At 51.8% G+C, this 16,150-nt stretch carries 14 protein-coding genes and 1 other RNA gene; 6 read left to right on the top strand and 9 right to left on the bottom strand.

Translation table 11 applies throughout. The annotated features are described in order from the left end of the window. Window positions 1–3: 3 nt before the first annotated feature. From ruvC to JR338_04995, 8 genes are all read right to left on the bottom strand, one after another. Complete coding sequence (gene ruvC, locus JR338_05030) at window positions 4–492, bottom strand: crossover junction endodeoxyribonuclease RuvC (protein ID QRN84108.1); 489 nt, start codon at window positions 490–492, stop codon at window positions 4–6. 7 nt (window positions 493–499) lie between these two features. Beyond that, window positions 500–1,255 carry a YebC/PmpR family DNA-binding transcriptional regulator gene (locus JR338_05025; GenBank protein QRN84107.1) on the bottom strand — a complete coding sequence of 252 codons (756 nt, stop codon included), beginning with the start codon at window positions 1,253–1,255 and terminating at the stop codon, window positions 500–502. Between the two features lie 115 nt (window positions 1,256–1,370). Continuing rightward, complete coding sequence (locus JR338_05020) at window positions 1,371–2,615, bottom strand: ribonuclease H-like domain-containing protein (protein ID QRN84106.1); 1,245 nt, start codon at window positions 2,613–2,615, stop codon at window positions 1,371–1,373. Then, on the bottom strand, window positions 2,608–5,130 hold the full coding sequence (locus JR338_05015; protein ID QRN84105.1) for a DEAD/DEAH box helicase: 2,523 nt from the start codon (window positions 5,128–5,130) through the stop codon (window positions 2,608–2,610). The genes JR338_05020 and JR338_05015 overlap by 8 nt, the downstream gene beginning before the upstream one ends. A 316-nt stretch (window positions 5,131–5,446) precedes the next feature. Beyond that, window positions 5,447–6,280: an SDR family oxidoreductase gene (locus JR338_05010; GenBank protein QRN84104.1), complete on the bottom strand. Its 834-nt coding sequence runs from the start codon at window positions 6,278–6,280 to the stop codon at window positions 5,447–5,449. A gap of 2 nt (window positions 6,281–6,282) precedes the next feature. Then, complete coding sequence (locus JR338_05005; protein QRN84362.1) at window positions 6,283–6,504, bottom strand: zinc ribbon domain-containing protein; 222 nt, start codon at window positions 6,502–6,504, stop codon at window positions 6,283–6,285. Window positions 6,505–6,722: 218 nt separating this feature from the next. Then, complete coding sequence (locus JR338_05000) at window positions 6,723–7,745, bottom strand: NAD-dependent epimerase/dehydratase family protein (GenBank protein QRN84103.1); 1,023 nt, start codon at window positions 7,743–7,745, stop codon at window positions 6,723–6,725. 98 nt (window positions 7,746–7,843) lie between these two features. Continuing rightward, entirely contained in the window at window positions 7,844–8,545 is a 702-nt protein-coding gene (locus tag JR338_04995) for a SpoIIE family protein phosphatase (protein ID QRN84102.1), read from the bottom strand. A 128-nt stretch (window positions 8,546–8,673) separates the two neighbouring features. Here JR338_04995 and JR338_04990 point away from each other — a divergent pair, with 128 nt between their 5' ends. The 6 genes from JR338_04990 (at window position 8,674) to ssrA (ending at window position 15,734) form a co-directional block, all read left to right on the top strand. Beyond that, window positions 8,674–10,494, top strand: a complete 1,821-nt coding sequence (locus tag JR338_04990; protein QRN84101.1) for a nuclease — start codon at window positions 8,674–8,676, stop codon at window positions 10,492–10,494. Window positions 10,495–10,552: 58 nt separating this feature from the next. Then, window positions 10,553–11,602: a hypothetical protein gene (locus tag JR338_04985; GenBank protein ID QRN84100.1), complete on the top strand. Its 1,050-nt coding sequence runs from the start codon at window positions 10,553–10,555 to the stop codon at window positions 11,600–11,602. 115 nt (window positions 11,603–11,717) lie between these two features. Then, window positions 11,718–12,887, top strand: coding sequence for a sugar ABC transporter permease (locus JR338_04980; protein QRN84099.1), 1,170 nt, complete (start codon window positions 11,718–11,720; stop codon window positions 12,885–12,887). Then, the gene (locus JR338_04975; protein QRN84098.1) at window positions 12,880–13,770 is read left to right on the top strand and encodes a carbohydrate ABC transporter permease; all 891 of its coding nucleotides are present in this window, start codon (window positions 12,880–12,882) and stop codon (window positions 13,768–13,770) included. The genes JR338_04980 and JR338_04975 overlap by 8 nt, the downstream gene beginning before the upstream one ends. Window positions 13,771–13,877: 107 nt before the next feature. Next, on the top strand, window positions 13,878–15,236 hold the full coding sequence (locus JR338_04970) for an extracellular solute-binding protein (GenBank protein QRN84097.1): 1,359 nt from the start codon (window positions 13,878–13,880) through the stop codon (window positions 15,234–15,236). 99 nt (window positions 15,237–15,335) lie between these two features. Continuing rightward, window positions 15,336–15,734: a transfer-messenger RNA gene (gene ssrA, locus JR338_04965) on the top strand. Window positions 15,735–15,895: 161 nt separating this feature from the next. Here the strand turns inward: ssrA and JR338_04960 are convergent. Next, window positions 15,896–16,084 (bottom strand): hypothetical protein, encoded by a 189-nt coding sequence (locus tag JR338_04960; protein QRN84096.1) that lies wholly within the window; start codon window positions 16,082–16,084, stop codon window positions 15,896–15,898. Window positions 16,085–16,150: the final 66 nt, after the last annotated feature.

Genomic DNA, 16,150 nt, shown 5'->3' with positions numbered 1-16,150 from the left:
TGTTTACCCGATTAGTGGGGAGGATTGGTGGTGGATATGACAGATGGCGACAGCCAGGGCATCGGCGGCATCGTCCGGCTTGGGGAGTTCATCCAGGCTGAGCAGGGCCTGGACCATTCGCTGCACCTGGCTCTTTCCGGCGCTGCCATACCCGCAGACGGTCTGTTTGACCTCATTGGGGGTGTATTCAGCGATTGGCAGCCCGGCCTGGGCCAGGGTTAACATGGTAACGCCGCGCGCCTGACCGACGGAAATGGCGGTCTTGACATTCTTCTGGAAAAACAACTTCTCCACCGCGCTGACATCAGGTCGGTGGAGAAGGATTAATTGCGTTAATTCGTCAAAAAGGATATTCAGCCGTTCGGCATCCGGGAGACCTGCCTGGGTCGTGATGACGCCATAAGTCACGCATTCATAGTCATTGCGCTGGTCGGTTTGGACCAGACCGTATCCGGTGATGGCAATGCCGGGATCAATGCCGAGGACAAGCATGTCCGGTCTATTCGTTCTCCATGGCTTGGACGGCTTCGTCGGAGATATCCAGATTTGAATAGATGTTCTGAACGTCGTCCAGCTCTTCGAGGTTCTCAATGGTTTTCATGACCTTGAGGGTCTGTTCCACATTGAGACTGATTTCCTGCTTGGGCATGAATCGCACGCCGGATTCCTCAGGAACGATGTTGGCCTTGCTGAAGTGATCGGCAATGGCCTGGAAGCTGGATGGCGCACCGATGACCTCAATCAGATCATCATCTTCGCGGACATCATCCGCACCGGCTTCAACAGCCATCTCGAAGATCGTGTCGAAATCATTCCCCTCAGCGGGAAACGAGAAATAGGTCATCCGATCAAATTGCCAGTTCACCGAACCAGGGTCGCCTAACCCGCCGCCGCCTTTGGTGAGGAGGTGACGAAGCTCTGCAACGGTTCGATTTCGATTTTCAGTGACGCATTCGATCATCAAAGCAACACCATTTGCGGCATAACCTTCATAAAGGATCTCTTCGTAGGTTTCACCTTCTTTATCGTCGCCAGTGCCCCGTTTGATTGCGCGTTCAATGCTGTCTTTCGGCATGTTGGCTGCTTTGGCCTTTTCAATTGCCAAGCCAAGCCGAACATTCATGCCTGGATCACCACCGCCTTCGCGGGCAGCAATGACGATTTCCCGAGCTAACCGGGTAAAGATCTTACCCTTCTTAGCATCGGCTGCACCTTTCTTACGTTTAATTGTCGCCCAATGCGAATGTCCTGACATATATTGATTCTCCTTCAAAACCTAGGTTGTCTAGATTTCTGCCTGGTTTATAGTACGATTATACCATTTTACAAGAACGATTAATAATATAGTAAAGTTGGATGAAACGCAAGGATTAGTCTGGATTTTCCCGGGCTAATCGTGTTTCTAGTCGCTCAAGGCGGTGGGAGAGGCTCTCCTGCCAGAAGCGGTATTGATAGGCAGGGAAGTGGCGGCTGTTGAGGACAGTGATTCCGCCGACTGTCCAGCGATGGGCTTCCTCAATGTCCTTTACCCGGTGTTCGTAATATTTGGCAATCTCTACGAAAGCGTAGAGGTGTTCATTCTCTGCGGCTTGCTTCCAGAGAGCAATTGCGGCTTGCCAGTCACCTTTGCGCTTGACGAGGAATGAGAGCCGCTGAACAGTGTCCCAGTGGATTTCTTCTGAGAGGTCCACCGTCAGGGACTTGTTGTAGAGTGCTTCGGCTTCAGAGATTTCTCCCATCGATTCAAAGAACCTCGCCAGGGCTACGATATCTTCCCCGTGACGGATTCGGTCTGAATGCGGGTCATCCAGCAAAAAGGCCATGTGACCAAAAAGTCCCGCCAGACTGAGGATGTCGATGGCGTTGTGATAGAAGATCCCCGCCATGGGGCGCGCATCCTGAGTCCGCAAAAAATCGAAATACATCTGCGGGATCATATAACCGGGGACTTCCTCTTCACCGCGTGCCACGCCCAGGATCTGTTGTTCCACGTTTCCCAGCGTGCGGCTTTCCAGGCGGATCTTCCATAAACGCCGTGCGAGGGGTAACAAGTCAAAATGGTCAATCCCGGTGAAGGGGGTATCCATGCCCATCATCGTGTAGCGGGTGTTCAAAAGGGGAATGTCGAAGGATTTGCCGTTATAGGTTACCACGGCCTTCATCCCGTCCATAAAGGCGTTCAATCCAGCCAGGAGGGTGGGTTCCTCGCCGGGGTGCCGCATGAAGAACTGTGCCAGCCGGAAGCCTTCCGGTGTGAAGCGTCCTAGGCCCACCTCGAAGGCATAAGTGCCCGTGCCGCCGGCCAGTCCACTCGTCTCTGTATCCAGAAAGACGAAATCCTGCAGGTCACCTAAAGAAAGTTGCTGCGCACCAGCCCAATGGCAAAGGACTTCGATCGGCTCGCTGGGGGTGAGGGGCTTGCTGCCGTGGATGTAATCCATTGGATAGAATTCTTCGTGACAGAAGACTTCCCCGGTGACCATTTGCCAGTATTCGCCTGAAACCACCTTTTCGATGGGATACCTTTTGGCGCGTTTATTGGTCAGGCGTTTATCTTTCCCCATTTGCACGCCCAGGGCTTTCAATTGATCTTCCAGAGAATTCCAATCAGCCATGACCGATCAACGCTTTCAATAGGGCCAGGGTCTCCGTTTTGCCGCCGGAGCCTTCTTCACCCACCGGTCCCACACAGGAGGGACAGCCATCCTCACATTCACATGAGGCAATGGTCTCATAGGCCTGCATGAGGAGCTCATGATGCAGCTCATAGAGGTTCTCGCTCAGTCCCAGTCCACCGGGGATGTTATCGAATAAAACCACCGTGGGCAGACCGCCGCCCAGGGTTGAATTTGGGTCGTAATGTACGTCAATATCCTCGCCATCGCACATGATCAGCAGCGGGGCAAGGTTCGCCAGCGCGTAACTGAAGCCAGCCATCCCGCTGCGGATACGGACCCTGGTCTCAGCCAGGCGGTGACAGGTGGGGCAGAGGGTGATCAGGTTTTGGAGCTGATTGGCCGCTTCCCGGCTGGTGAAATTGCGGAAGGGTTGGATGTGATGGACATGCAGCGGTTGGTGAGTACCGCCTGCACCGCAGACCTGACAGCGTTCGCCATCCCGGTTCAGCACCTTTTGGCGGATATCATCCCAGCCCGGACCGTAGTCGTTCGGTTCTCCGTTCCAGAGCATCTGGTCTTTCAGTTTTGCGATGGTTTCTTCATTGATGGTGATCCAGTAGCCCACCGTATTCAGGAAACTGGGAGGCAAATCCACCTTGCCGTTTCCCAGAGTCTCATGGGTGAACCAGCGGACTCGCCGGTAGCCGATCACTTTGCTGGTCACGAGGATCTCACCCAGGTTCTTTTGGGCACCGGTAACCGGCTCGGATTTGAGCAGCGATTTCTCTTCGACCTTGGTTTCTTCCTGAGCCTGGGTGTAATAATCGACATAGGCGGGTTTCAGATAAGCCACGCCCGCTTCCAGATCCAGATTTTCCACCAGATAGGACGCGCCTTCGTGGAGGTAAATGGCATCGGGGTGCACCATCCAATAGGCGCTGTTCAGGTCCACCTGACCGATAGTTTCCTGGTTGTATTCACCCTTTAGCAAGAGGCTGACTTGCTGTGGGGTGGCATTGCGCAGCGAAATATCTGCGGCCGGGTATTGGTCCGCCATCCAGAAGAAGCGGTCGGCCTGTTGGTGCAATTCGCCGTTGTTGCTCAGGAGTTCCAGAAAAGCCTGAAGGCGATTGGCCGGGATAGCGCCGAAACCTTCATTGGTACGGAAAGGCAGCTCAAAGGCAGCGCAACGGATATGCTGCAGGAGGATCAGGAGGTTATCGGGGGCGATCAGAGCACGCTCCGGCGAACGGCCAAAGAAGTAATCGGGGTGACGGGCAAGGTATTGGTCCATGGCCCTGGCTGAGGCGACCAGCACGGAGAGCGAGGGGGCCAGCTTACGTCCCGCCCGGCCTGCCTGCTGGCGCGTACCGGCGATGCTGCCGGGATAGCCGATCAGGACGGCGGCGTCCATGCCACCGATGTCGATGCCCAGTTCGAGCGCTGAGGTGGCGACCACCCCTTTGACCTCTCCCCGTCGCAAGCCCTCTTCAATGGCGCGGCGTTCACGCGGCAGGTAACCACTGCGGTAGCCTCGGATTTGGTTGGGGTTGCCGTTCGGGTCTCGCTGACGCAGGTAGGTCAGGAGCAGCTCAATCCCGCGCCGGGTTTGACCGAAGATGATCGTTTGGATATCCTCAGCCAGCAGTTCTCCTGCCAACATTGAACCTTCCAGGAGGGAGCTTTGCCGGATGCCTGTTTTCTTGTCCAGAATGGGTGGGTTATAGATTAGGAAGTGCTTTTCACCGTGGGGTGAGCCATCCTGATCAATTACAGTTACGGGTTTCTCGATCAGCTTTTCAGCTAGCTGTTTGGGATTGCTGATCGTGGCGGATGTGAGGATGAATTGGGGCTGGCTGCCATAGAAGAGGCTGATCCGCTTGAGCCGGCGGATCACATTGGCGACATGTGAGCCGAAGACTCCCCGATAGGCGTGCATTTCATCAATCACAATGAAGCGCAGCGCGGTGAAGAAATCCTTCCAGCTTGTGTGATGGGGCAGGATGCCGGTGTGGAGCATATCGGGGTTGGTGAGCACGATTGAGGATTCCTGGCGAACCGTGGAGCGGATATGCTGCGGGGTGTCGCCATCGTAAATGTTGGCCCGGTTGACGTCCGGGCGGTTCAACTGGTGCAAAATGGACCGTAGCCCTGAAAGCTGGTCCTGCGCCAGGGCCTTGGTGGGGAAAAGATAGAGCGCTTTGCCTTCCGAGTGTTTGAGCAGGCTGTCAATGACCGGGAGGTTATAGCAGAAAGTTTTTCCGCTGGCCGTTCCTGAGATCACCGCGAGATTTTCGCCATTTGTGACCTTTTCATAGGCGAGAGCCTGGTGGGTATATAAGGAAGCGATGCCCTGCACTCTGAGGATATCTGCCAATTCATGGGAGAGTTGGGGGGGATAATCCATCAAATCAGCGGGCTTCTGGGCCAGGACGCGCCATTCCACTACATTTTCTGCGATAGTTGGGTGGGTCCGCCAGCGGCTGAGGATGGATTTTACTTTATCGGTCATCGGAATTCTTCGAATATTTGTTTCACTAATGATAATCTGAATTCCGGACGATTGCAATATCTCCTGTTGTGGCGGTCCTCTATGTCTGCCAAGATTGGGTGCCCACGGAGAGGCACCCCTACGACTTGAACATTACAACCAATATCCCCGTATTGGCAGTCCTCTGTGTCTGCGAAGATTGGGTGCCCATGGAGAGGCACCTCTACGACTTGAAGATAACAATAAATATCCCCCGTAGTGGCAGCTCTCTGTGGCCGCCTATAAGGTATAGTTTTGGGAGAGAAAAAAAGCAGCCTCCGGCTGCTTTTTTGTTATCTTATTTTCCTTCTTTTGCTTTTTTCTTCTGGGCGATATTCACCAGAATATCTATTATGGTGTAGGTGATGTTCCCCAGGAGATTGATCAGATGGTAGAAAAATCTGCCATCAAAGCCAGGGATGATAATGTATTTTCCTCTATTCATCGCTCTGAGGATATCTCCAGCTACATCATCCGCGGATTTCACTTTGGTCGCGCCGGCAATGAAACGGGTCTCATAAGGCTTGAGTGGCTCTTCAAAGGCCAACTGGGGCGTTTCTGTATCCGGCGGGAAAGCAACTGAAACTTGAATACCCAGCGGCTTGAGCTCGGAGCGGATCACGTCGCTGAAGCCGCGCACGGCATATTTGGAGGCACTGTAGCCCGAATAGCCGAAGATACCGGCAAAACCAGCCTGGGATGAAATGTTCAAAATCGTGCCGGAACCACGTTCGATCATCCCGGGTACCAGGATTTTCAGGACATGCACCGTTCCGTAATAATTGATGTTCATCAGCCAGTGGAAGATTTCCACATCAAGTTCCTGGAAATAACCAGGATAAGTAACGCCAGCAGAATTGACCACCAGGTCTGGCTGACCATGTTCGTCAACATATGCTGTCAGTTTTGTTTTGAGACAAACATAGTCCGTGACGTCACATTGAAGGATGTCGATGGTTTGATTTTCGTCTATCTTATATTGGGATAGTTCGGCTTTTGCCGTTTCCAGCTTTTCTTCGTGGCGGGCAAGCAGACAGACACTGGTTCCTTCTCGAACGAGTTGCCTGGCGATTGCCAGGCCGATACCGCTAGATCCCCCTGTGATGATTGCGAGTTGATAGCGTTTTACCATTATTAACCTCCACAGGAGCTGCAGGATCCACCGGAACAACCGCTGCATCCGCCGCCGGATGTCAGCGATTGGCCGCCGCTGGATGCGTTGAATAGGGATAGCTGTCGTTTGATCTGTTCACTCTGGCAATGAGGACAACTGAGATTGGCGTCCGCGTCCTTTATGGAACGGATAAGTTCAAAGGTATGTGTACAATCCTGGCAGCGGTATTCATAGATCGGCATAGGCACCATTTCTTGATAAAATGACACTAATCGTTCCATTGTATCGCAAGCAATGGGGCTGGTCAATTTGATCGGTTACCTAATGAAGAAAACACAATTGTTGGATAAAAGGTGCGTCTGAAAAACAATAGGCAGGGCGATATACCAATATATGTTTTTTATCTTGCTGTTTTAAAAAGTAAAACCGGAGCATTTGCTCCGGTTTTGGTTTCTTTATGTTATTTCTGATACCGACCTCGGATCGCGGGGATCAGGTACTCATTGAAAGCCCGGTCGCAGTCATAGTCCGGTTTCCAATTCCAATCTCGACAGGCGGCGGAATCATCCACCACTTCCGGCCAGGTGTCCACGATCTTCTGGCGGCAGGTATCCACATTGAAGTCAATTTGGGCCTCGGGGAAGGATTTCAGAACGATCTTATAAATATCCTCAGCCGAGAGGGAGAACGAGGTCACATTGTACACAATTTGGGAGATTCGTTCCCGCGGCGCTTCGGCCAGTTTCACCAGGGCCTTGACGGCATCCGGCATGACCATAAAGGGTATTGTCGTGTCGGGTCTGACAAAGCAGGAATAGGGTTCACCTTGGGCTGCGGCATGCAGCATTTCAGGGCCGTAGTCGCTGGTACCACCGGTGGGGATTGTCTCAGCGCTGATCAGCCCGGGGAAACGCAGGGAGCGGAAATCAACCGTCTCAGATGTGCCACAGTCTGCTGCCAGCTGGCGATAGAAGGCTCCATAATAATGACCTAAGTTTTCGCAGTAGAGCTTATTGCAGCCATACATCGTGGTAGGGTGGTGCCATTCATCTTCTTTCGCTGCACCGGCTTTTTTCTTCTCTTCCAAGGTGGGGATGCCATAGGCGGCAATCGAGCTGGGATAGATGAATTTAACCGATGTTCCCTGCCATTGGGATTGTTCCACTGCCAGACGCAGCAGGTTCAGTGTCCCCTCGACGTTGATTCGATGCGCTGTCTCCGGGTTGTATTCAGCTTTGGTGGATAAGATGGAAGCAAGATGGAAAATGGTGGAAATTTCATGCTCAACGACCATTCGACCCAGCAGCATTTGGTCGAGGATATCTCCTACGATATAAGCACTGCAAAACGGACGCAGGGATTTATCCAAAGGGACGACATCGAGAGCAACAATATTTACATCGGTATTTTCGGCAAGATACCGGATCAGTCCATGCCCAATTTCACCGTTCGCACCGGTGACAAGCACGACCTTTTGACGCATAGGTTCCTCCTAAGGTGATGGTGAGAGTACGTCAATTGACGATGAGACTATTTTATCGTAAGTTTTTAGATATTTGTGAAATTAGGGCAGGACAAATGTTAAACAGTCATGGTGACGTTCATCCGCCGAATTTGGTCCGGGGATTGGTGGGAAACTGCCATCACCAACACGCTCATATCATCCACCGGCCGGCTGTTATCCATCCGGATCGCCTGGTTGAGTAGAAAGTCGGCGATTTCCTGGGCGGTGGGTTCCTGTTCATCCAGGAAGGATTCCAGGGTGGTGGATATCTCGAAGGTCTGCTGTGATTGATGCCCAGCGTTATAGATGCCATCTGAGAAGGCTACGACAATCAGGCCGGCCCGGATGGGTAATTCCACGATGGCTGGCGTGCCGTCAGGTTGAAGCCCGATAGGTTCGCATTCCGTGGTAAGACAATCCACCTGGCCTTCGCTGACAATGAAGGCCGGGACTGGGTTATTGCGGGAGATCAGAATTGTGTTGGATTGCATATCGGCGCTGATCACGGTTAGGTCGGCCTGGACCATTCCGTTGTGTTCTGCATAAATTCGGCTGGAGACGGCCCGAATCGCGGAGCCATCCCGAACGCCTTCACTGATATTGCCGATCACTCGGTGGCTAATCATGGTTGAGATACCCTTGTTGCTCTGACCATTGACCTGACCATCTGCCAGGACAGCGGAAAGCCCGCCGTTGGGCCGCTCGATGATCTCAACCGTATCACCGCTCTTGGCTGAGAAAGCATTGTTTATTTTCGCAACAGCAATTTGTAGTTCCATAATCCTATTTTACTGCAATTCGATTTGATCTGGAGGTCGATTGTGGAGATAAGCTTGCGATATAATGAGGACGTGACATTAGAACTTTCCAATCAGATAAATAAGCAGACTCAGAAAGAAAGACTTTCATGACCAAACAAGCTAAAATCCTCATCATATTGGTTGTCGTCTCTGTTATCCTTGCGGGGTGTGACGCGTTTTCAAAGGCAACACCTCTGCCGGAAGGCGACAAGATCAGTGATATTCAGGGGGCAGGCCACATTTCACCCCTCAAGGGTCGCCCGGTATACAACGTTCACGGCATCGTGACAGCCGTTCGGGCTGACGGGTTCTATCTGCAGGACCCGAACCCCGATGATGACCCCGCCACCTCGGATGGTGTTTTCGTCTTCAAGGGGATGGTGCCGAGAGTTAAAGCTGGCGATGAGGTTTTGATCAACGCAGTCGTGGAAGAATTTAATGCCGGGGGGATTGGCTCAACTTACCTGACCATTACCCAGCTTGAAAACCCTTATATTGAGGTACTCTCAAGCGGCAACGACTTGCCGGAGCCTGTTATCCTGGGAGAAGATGGTCGTATCCCGCCAAACCAGATCATTGAAGATGATGCCAATGGCTCCGTTGCGGCCAATAATGATTTTGACCCTGAGAATGACGGGCTGGACTTCTTTGAGAGCCTGGAGGGGATGCGGGTGCAGGTGAATGATGCTGTGGCCGTTTCCGGCACGAGTCAATATAAGGAGATTGCCGTTGTTGGTGATAACGGTGCTTATGCCAGCGGGATGACAGCTCGCGGCGGCCTGGTCATCCAGGTGGATGACTTCAACCCGGAACGGATCATTTTGGATGATGGCATGCGGCAGATCCCGTTTGTGACCACAGGTGACAAGGCGGAAGGCCCCATCATTGGCGTGATTGACTACACCTTTGGTAATTATAAATTGCAGGCCACTGAAAGTGTAAAATTTTCCGCTGCCGGTCTGGAACGTGAAAGCGTTGTGACTGATTTGGCAGCTGGCCAGATTAGGATTGCGGACTATAACATCCTGAATATGTCCGGGAAGGACCTTGACCGGGCTGAAACCCTGGCGGATCAGATCGTCAATCAGATGGGAGCGCCTGACATCATCGGCTTCCAGGAAATCCAGGATGAGGACGGCAGCACCAGCACCCAATCGCTTTCAGCGGATGGCACTTATCAGATCATTATTGATGCGATCCTCGCTGCGGGCGGTCCGGAATATGGCTTCGTTGATATTGACCCCGAATTGAATCGAGACGGCGGTATCCCCGGTGGAAACATCCGGGTGGGCTTCATTTATCGTCTGGATCACGGGATCAGCCTGGCGGAGGGCGTGGAAGGTGACGCCAGAACAGCAACGGAAGTGCTGAATGTCGATGGTGAGCTAGCCCTCTCACTTAATCCCGGTCGGATTGACCCGACCAATGCCGCGTTTGGGGACAGCCGTAAGCCCCTCGTGGTGACGTTTGAGGTCAATGGTGAGACCCTTTATCTGATCAATAACCACTTCAATTCCAAGGGTGGTGATTCTGCGCTATTTGGCGATGAACAGCCGCCGGTGTTGGAATCTGAAGTACAGCGATTGTTACAGGCTCAGGTTGTGCATGACTTTGTGGCGGAGATGCTGGCAGTTGACCCGGATGCGAATATTGTTGTGATGGGTGACCTCAACGACTTCCAGTTTTCAGCACCTGTCCTGCTGTTGCAGGGGGATCTGCTGACCAACCTGGTCAACACGCTGCCAGTGGAAGAACGTTATTCCTATATTTATGATGGGAACAGCCAGATCCTGGACCAGATGTTGATCAGTTCGAATATGCTTGAGAAATTGGTTGAGTATGACATCCTGCATATCAACTGCGAGTTTGATTATCAAAATCGCTTTAGCGATCACGACCCAGCCTTGGCTGTGTTTGATTTGAATTAAGCTGTTTCAGAGTTAAACTCGTTTTCGTATCTCTAGTGTGGATTTGAAAGGTCTGTTGATGAACCGAAAAATATCCCGAATCATCTGTCTTGGATTGTTTTTCGCCGTGATGACGTTAGGAGCCTGCCAGTCTGGAACTGTGACAGAGACAGCGGCGCCGGCATTGGCGGTTGTTGAGGAACATCCCGTCACGCAGATTGCCCTTACTGGCCCGGTGGCCTCTTCTCAGGCAGAAGTGTCCGGGATGGCTTGGTGTGGAGACAACCTAATACTGCTGCCTCAATTTCCTGATCAATTCTCAGAAGGTGGGGCGGGCAGGGTGTTCTCCATTCCAAAATCCGCATTGTCTGCTTACTTAGGCGGGGATTCAGCGGAAGCGATTGAACCGGTTCAGATCGTTTTTGATACCAATGGGCTGCCAAAGGAACTCTCGGGTTTTGAAGGGTTTGAGGCCATTACCTTTGTGCAGGATGAGGTCTATGTCACCATTGAAACCCACCAATCGGGAGGCATGATGGGCTATCTTGTCCGGGGAACCGTGGCGGATGATTGTTCTGCGATAACTCTGGATGCCAGCACCCGGACGGAACTGCCACCTCAGGCGGACCTTAGCAATATGACCGATGAAACCATCCTGTTTTATCAGGATCAAATCTACACGGTCTATGAAGCGAATGGTGAGAATATTAATCCAGATCCGACAGCCTCGGTCTTTGATCTCGCGCTTGATCCGGTGGGGACGGTGGCTTTTCCCAGTATTGAATACAGAGTGACGGACGCCACGACGGTGGCAGAGGATGGGACCTTTTGGGTGATCAATTACTTCTATCCAGGTGATACGAAATTGCTGCCCGGTGAGGATCAGATCGCTTTGGCTTATGGCATTGGGGTGACTCATCAGACCGCGGAACAAGTGGAGCGCCTTGTTGAAATGCAAATCACCGATGCAGGCGTGATATTATTAGACACCGCCCCCATTTACCTCGAGCTGGATAGCGAGGAAGCGAACAACTGGGAGGGATTGGTCCAGTTGGGCGACGGATTCCTGGTTGTTACGGATGAATACCCGACAACCATACTGGGGTACGTCGCTGGGGTTAATGAGTGATTAATGTATCTTAAATGTTTGAGAATCCTTTGCCTCTAGACGATTCATTGTTTATAATAAAGGGGTAGTTGCGATGTCAGCATATTTATCCTACTGGTTTTCCTAGGAGGAGAACTTGGCAAGAACAACGTCACCGCAGGGGGAATCCACTAAACCGCAGCGAGGCATCAAGTGGCTGAAGCGGCGGGAACAAAGAACTGGATTCCTGTTTATCCTACCTGCTTTCTTAATTATTTTCTTATTTGGCCTTTTCCCTATCGGTTATTCCTTCTATATGAGCCTCTTCAATTGGCGTGTTCGTCGCGGCAGTTTTGTTGGCTTAGGGCATTATATCGATATCTTTGGAGACCTTTTAGGTCTCCTTATGTTTCTGGCTGGGATTGCGCTATTTTTGCTGGCCTACTGGGTTTGGAATAAGGCGTTTCGTTCCTCATCCACAGGCGGTTTGATTGCGAAGTTGCTGGCAGCGGTGATTCTGATCGTTGCCGGCTTCGTGCTGACATCAGGGTGGGGAAGGATGATCGCAGCTGGGAATTCAGATTTTCTGAACTCGCTGATCATCACGCTCTATTATGCCTTGGGGACTGTCCCAGCAGAGATTATTATGGGCATGGTTTTGGCCTATGTTCTTTTCCAAAATATCAAAGGCAAAGAAATCTTCCGTGTGATTTATTTCTTACCCTATATCATGCCGACGGTTTCAACCGCTGTAGTGTTCCAAATCATCTTCAGCTCCAGGGAGACATCCATTGCCAATATGCTGCTGGGTGTGATTGGGATGGACCCATTGAAGTGGCGCTTTGAACCGAAAGCAGTGACCACTCTCCTGGGGATGGACCTGAGCGGTTTCCTGGCAGGACCTAGCCTGGCCCTTATTACCATTGTCATTTTTGGTATTTGGGTCTATGTTGGGTATAACGCCGTCATCTTCCTGGCGGGGCTCGGAAATGTCCCGACGGAGATTTATGAAGCCGCTGAGATTGATGGCGCTAACCGAGTGCACATGTTCCGGCATATCACTATGCCGCTGCTCTCGCCGGTGACCTTTTACCTCTCGTTGGTTGCTTTCATCGGTACTTTTAAAGCATTCAACCATATCTATGTCCTCCGGGTGCCTTCTGCGCAAGATTCAGTAATAACCGCAAGCATCCGGATTTTTGATTCGTTTTATAAAGCCAATATGTATGGAGTGGCTACCGCACAAGCGATTGTCCTGTTCCTTGTGATCCTGGGACTTACCTTTGTTCAAAACAAGATCATGGGAGAGAAGGTTTTTTATGGCTAGCCTTTCCGGTTCCATCTCAAAACGTTCCGTTAGCCACAAGGGCCAGGCCAGGCGGATCATTAGCCGTTTCCTTATTTATATTATCCTGATCGCCGGGGCTCTCATCGCTGTTTTTCCCTTCTTCTGGATGGTCTCAACCTCACTAATGACCTTGGGTGAGACAATCAATAAGCAGCTTTTACCAAAAGCCCCTCAATTCGTAAACTTCGTGGAAGCCTGGAGCACGGCTAAATTTGGTAAATACTTTATCAATAGCGTTATGATTACCGCAGGCACCCTGCTGGGTTTGTTGTTCACTTCCATCTTGGCCGGCTATGCCTTTGGACGGATCGAGTTCAAGGGCCGAGATGCCATCTTTGCGCTGTTTCTTGCGACAATGATGATGCCCGAATCGGTCACCTGGATCCCGAACTTCCTGATGATCCGAGGCGCGATCATTCCCCTCCCGGGTGGAAGTTGGCTGAATTCCTATTGGGCTTTGACGATTCCATTTATCGCGAATGCGTTTAGTATTTTCCTGCTGCGGCAGTTTTTTGCACAGGTGCCAAAAGACCTTTGGGATGCAGCCAGAATAGATGGCTGTGACCATATACGGTTCCTGGTCCAAATCGTTCTCCCAATCAGTAAGGCGCCGATCATGACCGTGCTGCTCTTTGGCTTCACGGCTTCGTGGAATGCCTTTACCTGGCCTCTGTTGGTGACCACCAATGATACCTGGCGGCCGATGATGGTAGGCTTGTGGACCTTTGTGCAGGAAGCTGGTCCGCAGACACACTTGTTGATGGCGGGGGCTGTGATCTCGCTGATCCCGATTTTAATTATTTACTTCATAACACAAAAGCAATTCACCGAAGGAATTGCAACAACGGGTTTGAAAGGATAATTATTGTCCTTGCAGCTGTTCTTAAATAGGATATCACGGGACCTTTGTTGGTCGCGTTTATCAAAAGTTTCTCTCTATTCAATCCTTATTTAACGGAGGCACAAGATATGAAGAAGCACAGTTATTGGATCCTTGCAGTGATCGTTATTTCTGCAATGATTCTGGCTGCTTGCCAGCAGACTGGTGGCGAGACTGGCGCCGTAGATTGGTCCAAAGTCGAACCTGCCACAGAAATCACCTTCTGGCATCAGCACAGTGGCGATCGTGAGACCGAGTTGTTGCGTGTTGTTGAAGAATTCAACGCCACCAACGAATACGGTATCACACTGACGGCTGAATACGCCGGCGGCTATGGTGATATTTTCACCAAGATGCTCCCCATCCTCAACACCGCTGAGGTTCCGGACATTGTGGTGGCCTATCAGAACCAGGCTGCAACCTATCAACTCGCTGATGCCCTCTGGGACATGAACGAGATTATTGATGATCCCACATGGGGTATGCCCCAGGAAGATCAGGATGATTTCTTCCCTGGCTTCTTTGCACAGGATATTTACCCCACCTTCGACAATGCCCGCTTGGGCTTGCCGCCAAACCGCTCCATGGAAGTGTTGTATTACAACATGGACTGGCTGAACGAATTGGGCTATGATGCGCCACCCGCCACCCCTGAAGAGTTCAAGGAAATGGCCTGTGCTGCAACTGCTAATCCCTATTCCGGTGCCACCGCTGAAGGTTCCATTGGTTACGAGCTGAGCATTGATGCTTCTCGCTTTGCCTCCTGGTCATTCGCTTTTGGTGGTAACGTTTTCAGCACCGCTGACAACGAGTTTACCTATGATGATCCCGCTGGCATCGAAGCCTGGGAATTTGTCCAGAGCCTGTTCGCTGATGGCTGTGCCACAATCGTGACCGAACGCTATGGCGATCAGACCGATTTCGGCGCTGGTAAACTCCTCTTCACCGTTGGTTCATCCTCCGGTCTGCCCTATTATGATTCGGCCGTTGCCGAAGGCGCTGGCTTCAACTGGTCAGTGGCTGCGCTGCCCCACACTGGCGATCCGGTTCAGAACATCTACGGCGCCAGCGTCAGCATCCCGAAGTCCACTCCCGAACGCCAATTGGCTGCCTGGATTTGGCTGAAATACTACACCAGCCCCGATCCACAGGCTGCTTGGGTGAAAGCCAGCAACTACTTCCCGACCCGGGCGAGTGTTGCCGACATGATTACGGATTACTTCGATGCCAATCCTGCCTACGCCACAGCATTCGACATGCTGCAGTACGGTATTGCCGAACCCAACGTTCCTGGTTACGACTTCGTCCGTGACGAAATCGAAGCCGTGATGGCTGCCATCGTTGATGATCCGACCGTGGACGTCGCCACCGCATTGACAGACTTCAATGTAGTTGCTAATGACATCCTGGCCGATCAGTTGGCCCAAATCGAACCTGCTGCTGAATAAGCTGCTGGGTTCTAAGAAGTAAACCAAAGGCCGTCCCTTATGGGACGGCCTTTTTCTTATGCAGGGTTAACACGGATAGAGTATAATGATATTCCATTCGGGGATGACTGGCTTCGACGGGAGAGGCTGGTCCCGGATTGCGAGTCGAGAGGTACCGAACTCGTTAACTCAGTACACCAATTAAGTGCCAATCGCACTGAATACGCGGCTCTCCCCCTCGCAGCCTAAGCTGTGAGCTAAGAGCTCTGATCTCATAAGAGGTCACGTCCCTCATCGTCCGTTTTCCTGGCCGGGCATGAGTGTGGCGACACAAAGTCAGGATGCCATGCCGGACGCTGTTAATGGCATGAAAGAAGGGCTTTCGGGTCCTAACAGCTTGCGAAAGGGTCGCCCCGTTGGCTGGCTAACCTTAAGCGAGATTGAATAAGTCAACTACACTCGTAGATATTCGAGGGTCGATTCTTTCGGACGCGGGTTCGATTCCCGCCATCTCCACCTTAACAAAAAACCGCCTGCAAAGGCGGTTTTTTGTTGGATATTATTTGGTTTTTGATTGTACTTGGGTTGCCAACCCGCCGTTCAAAATACCTGTTCTCTATGGGGGGGAACGCTTAATCCATAAGATGGTGGGTTCAAAGGCGGAACCCACCCTACAACGTTTACTCGTTTTTGTGAATAACCAGCCCCTTCAAATATGTTCCCTCAGGGAAGGCCAGATCGGTCGGGTGGTCGGGGGCCTGGCCAAGGAGATAGAGGATCTTGGCGTCCACATCGGCGTCCAGGGCGGAATCGGCCACGATCTTCTGGAAGAAGCCAGCGTCAATCCCACCGGAGCAGGAATAGGTCATCAGTTTGTAGGGTGGGTTGCCAACCCACCATCCACCCGGTTAGTTCTCTTCATGTCTTTGGTAGTG

The organism is Chloroflexota bacterium (assembly GCA_016887485.1).
Taxonomy (GTDB): domain Bacteria; phylum Chloroflexota; class Anaerolineae; order Anaerolineales; family Anaerolineaceae; genus Brevifilum.
The sequence above is the reverse complement of the archived record's forward strand: the minus strand, read 5'-3'. Positions and strand labels throughout refer to the sequence as shown.

Coding starts and splice junctions, on each gene's coding strand:
- ruvC (QRN84108.1), bottom strand. CDS start 492: ATGCTTGTCCTCGGCATTGATCCCGGCATTGCCATCACCGGATACGGT.
- JR338_05025 (QRN84107.1), bottom strand. CDS start 1,255: ATGTCAGGACATTCGCATTGGGCGACAATTAAACGTAAGAAAGGTGCA.
- JR338_05020 (QRN84106.1), bottom strand. CDS start 2,615: ATGGCTGATTGGAATTCTCTGGAAGATCAATTGAAAGCCCTGGGCGTG.
- JR338_05015 (QRN84105.1), bottom strand. CDS start 5,130: ATGACCGATAAAGTAAAATCCATCCTCAGCCGCTGGCGGACCCACCCA.
- JR338_05010 (QRN84104.1), bottom strand. CDS start 6,280: ATGGTAAAACGCTATCAACTCGCAATCATCACAGGGGGATCTAGCGGT.
- JR338_05005 (QRN84362.1), bottom strand. CDS start 6,504: ATGCCGATCTATGAATACCGCTGCCAGGATTGTACACATACCTTTGAA.
- JR338_05000 (QRN84103.1), bottom strand. CDS start 7,745: ATGCGTCAAAAGGTCGTGCTTGTCACCGGTGCGAACGGTGAAATTGGG.
- JR338_04995 (QRN84102.1), bottom strand. CDS start 8,545: ATGGAACTACAAATTGCTGTTGCGAAAATAAACAATGCTTTCTCAGCC.
- JR338_04990 (QRN84101.1), top strand. CDS start 8,674: ATGACCAAACAAGCTAAAATCCTCATCATATTGGTTGTCGTCTCTGTT.
- JR338_04985 (QRN84100.1), top strand. CDS start 10,553: ATGAACCGAAAAATATCCCGAATCATCTGTCTTGGATTGTTTTTCGCC.
- JR338_04975 (QRN84098.1), top strand. CDS start 12,880: ATGGCTAGCCTTTCCGGTTCCATCTCAAAACGTTCCGTTAGCCACAAG.
- JR338_04970 (QRN84097.1), top strand. CDS start 13,878: ATGAAGAAGCACAGTTATTGGATCCTTGCAGTGATCGTTATTTCTGCA.
- JR338_04960 (QRN84096.1), bottom strand. CDS start 16,084: ATGACCTATTCCTGCTCCGGTGGGATTGACGCTGGCTTCTTCCAGAAG.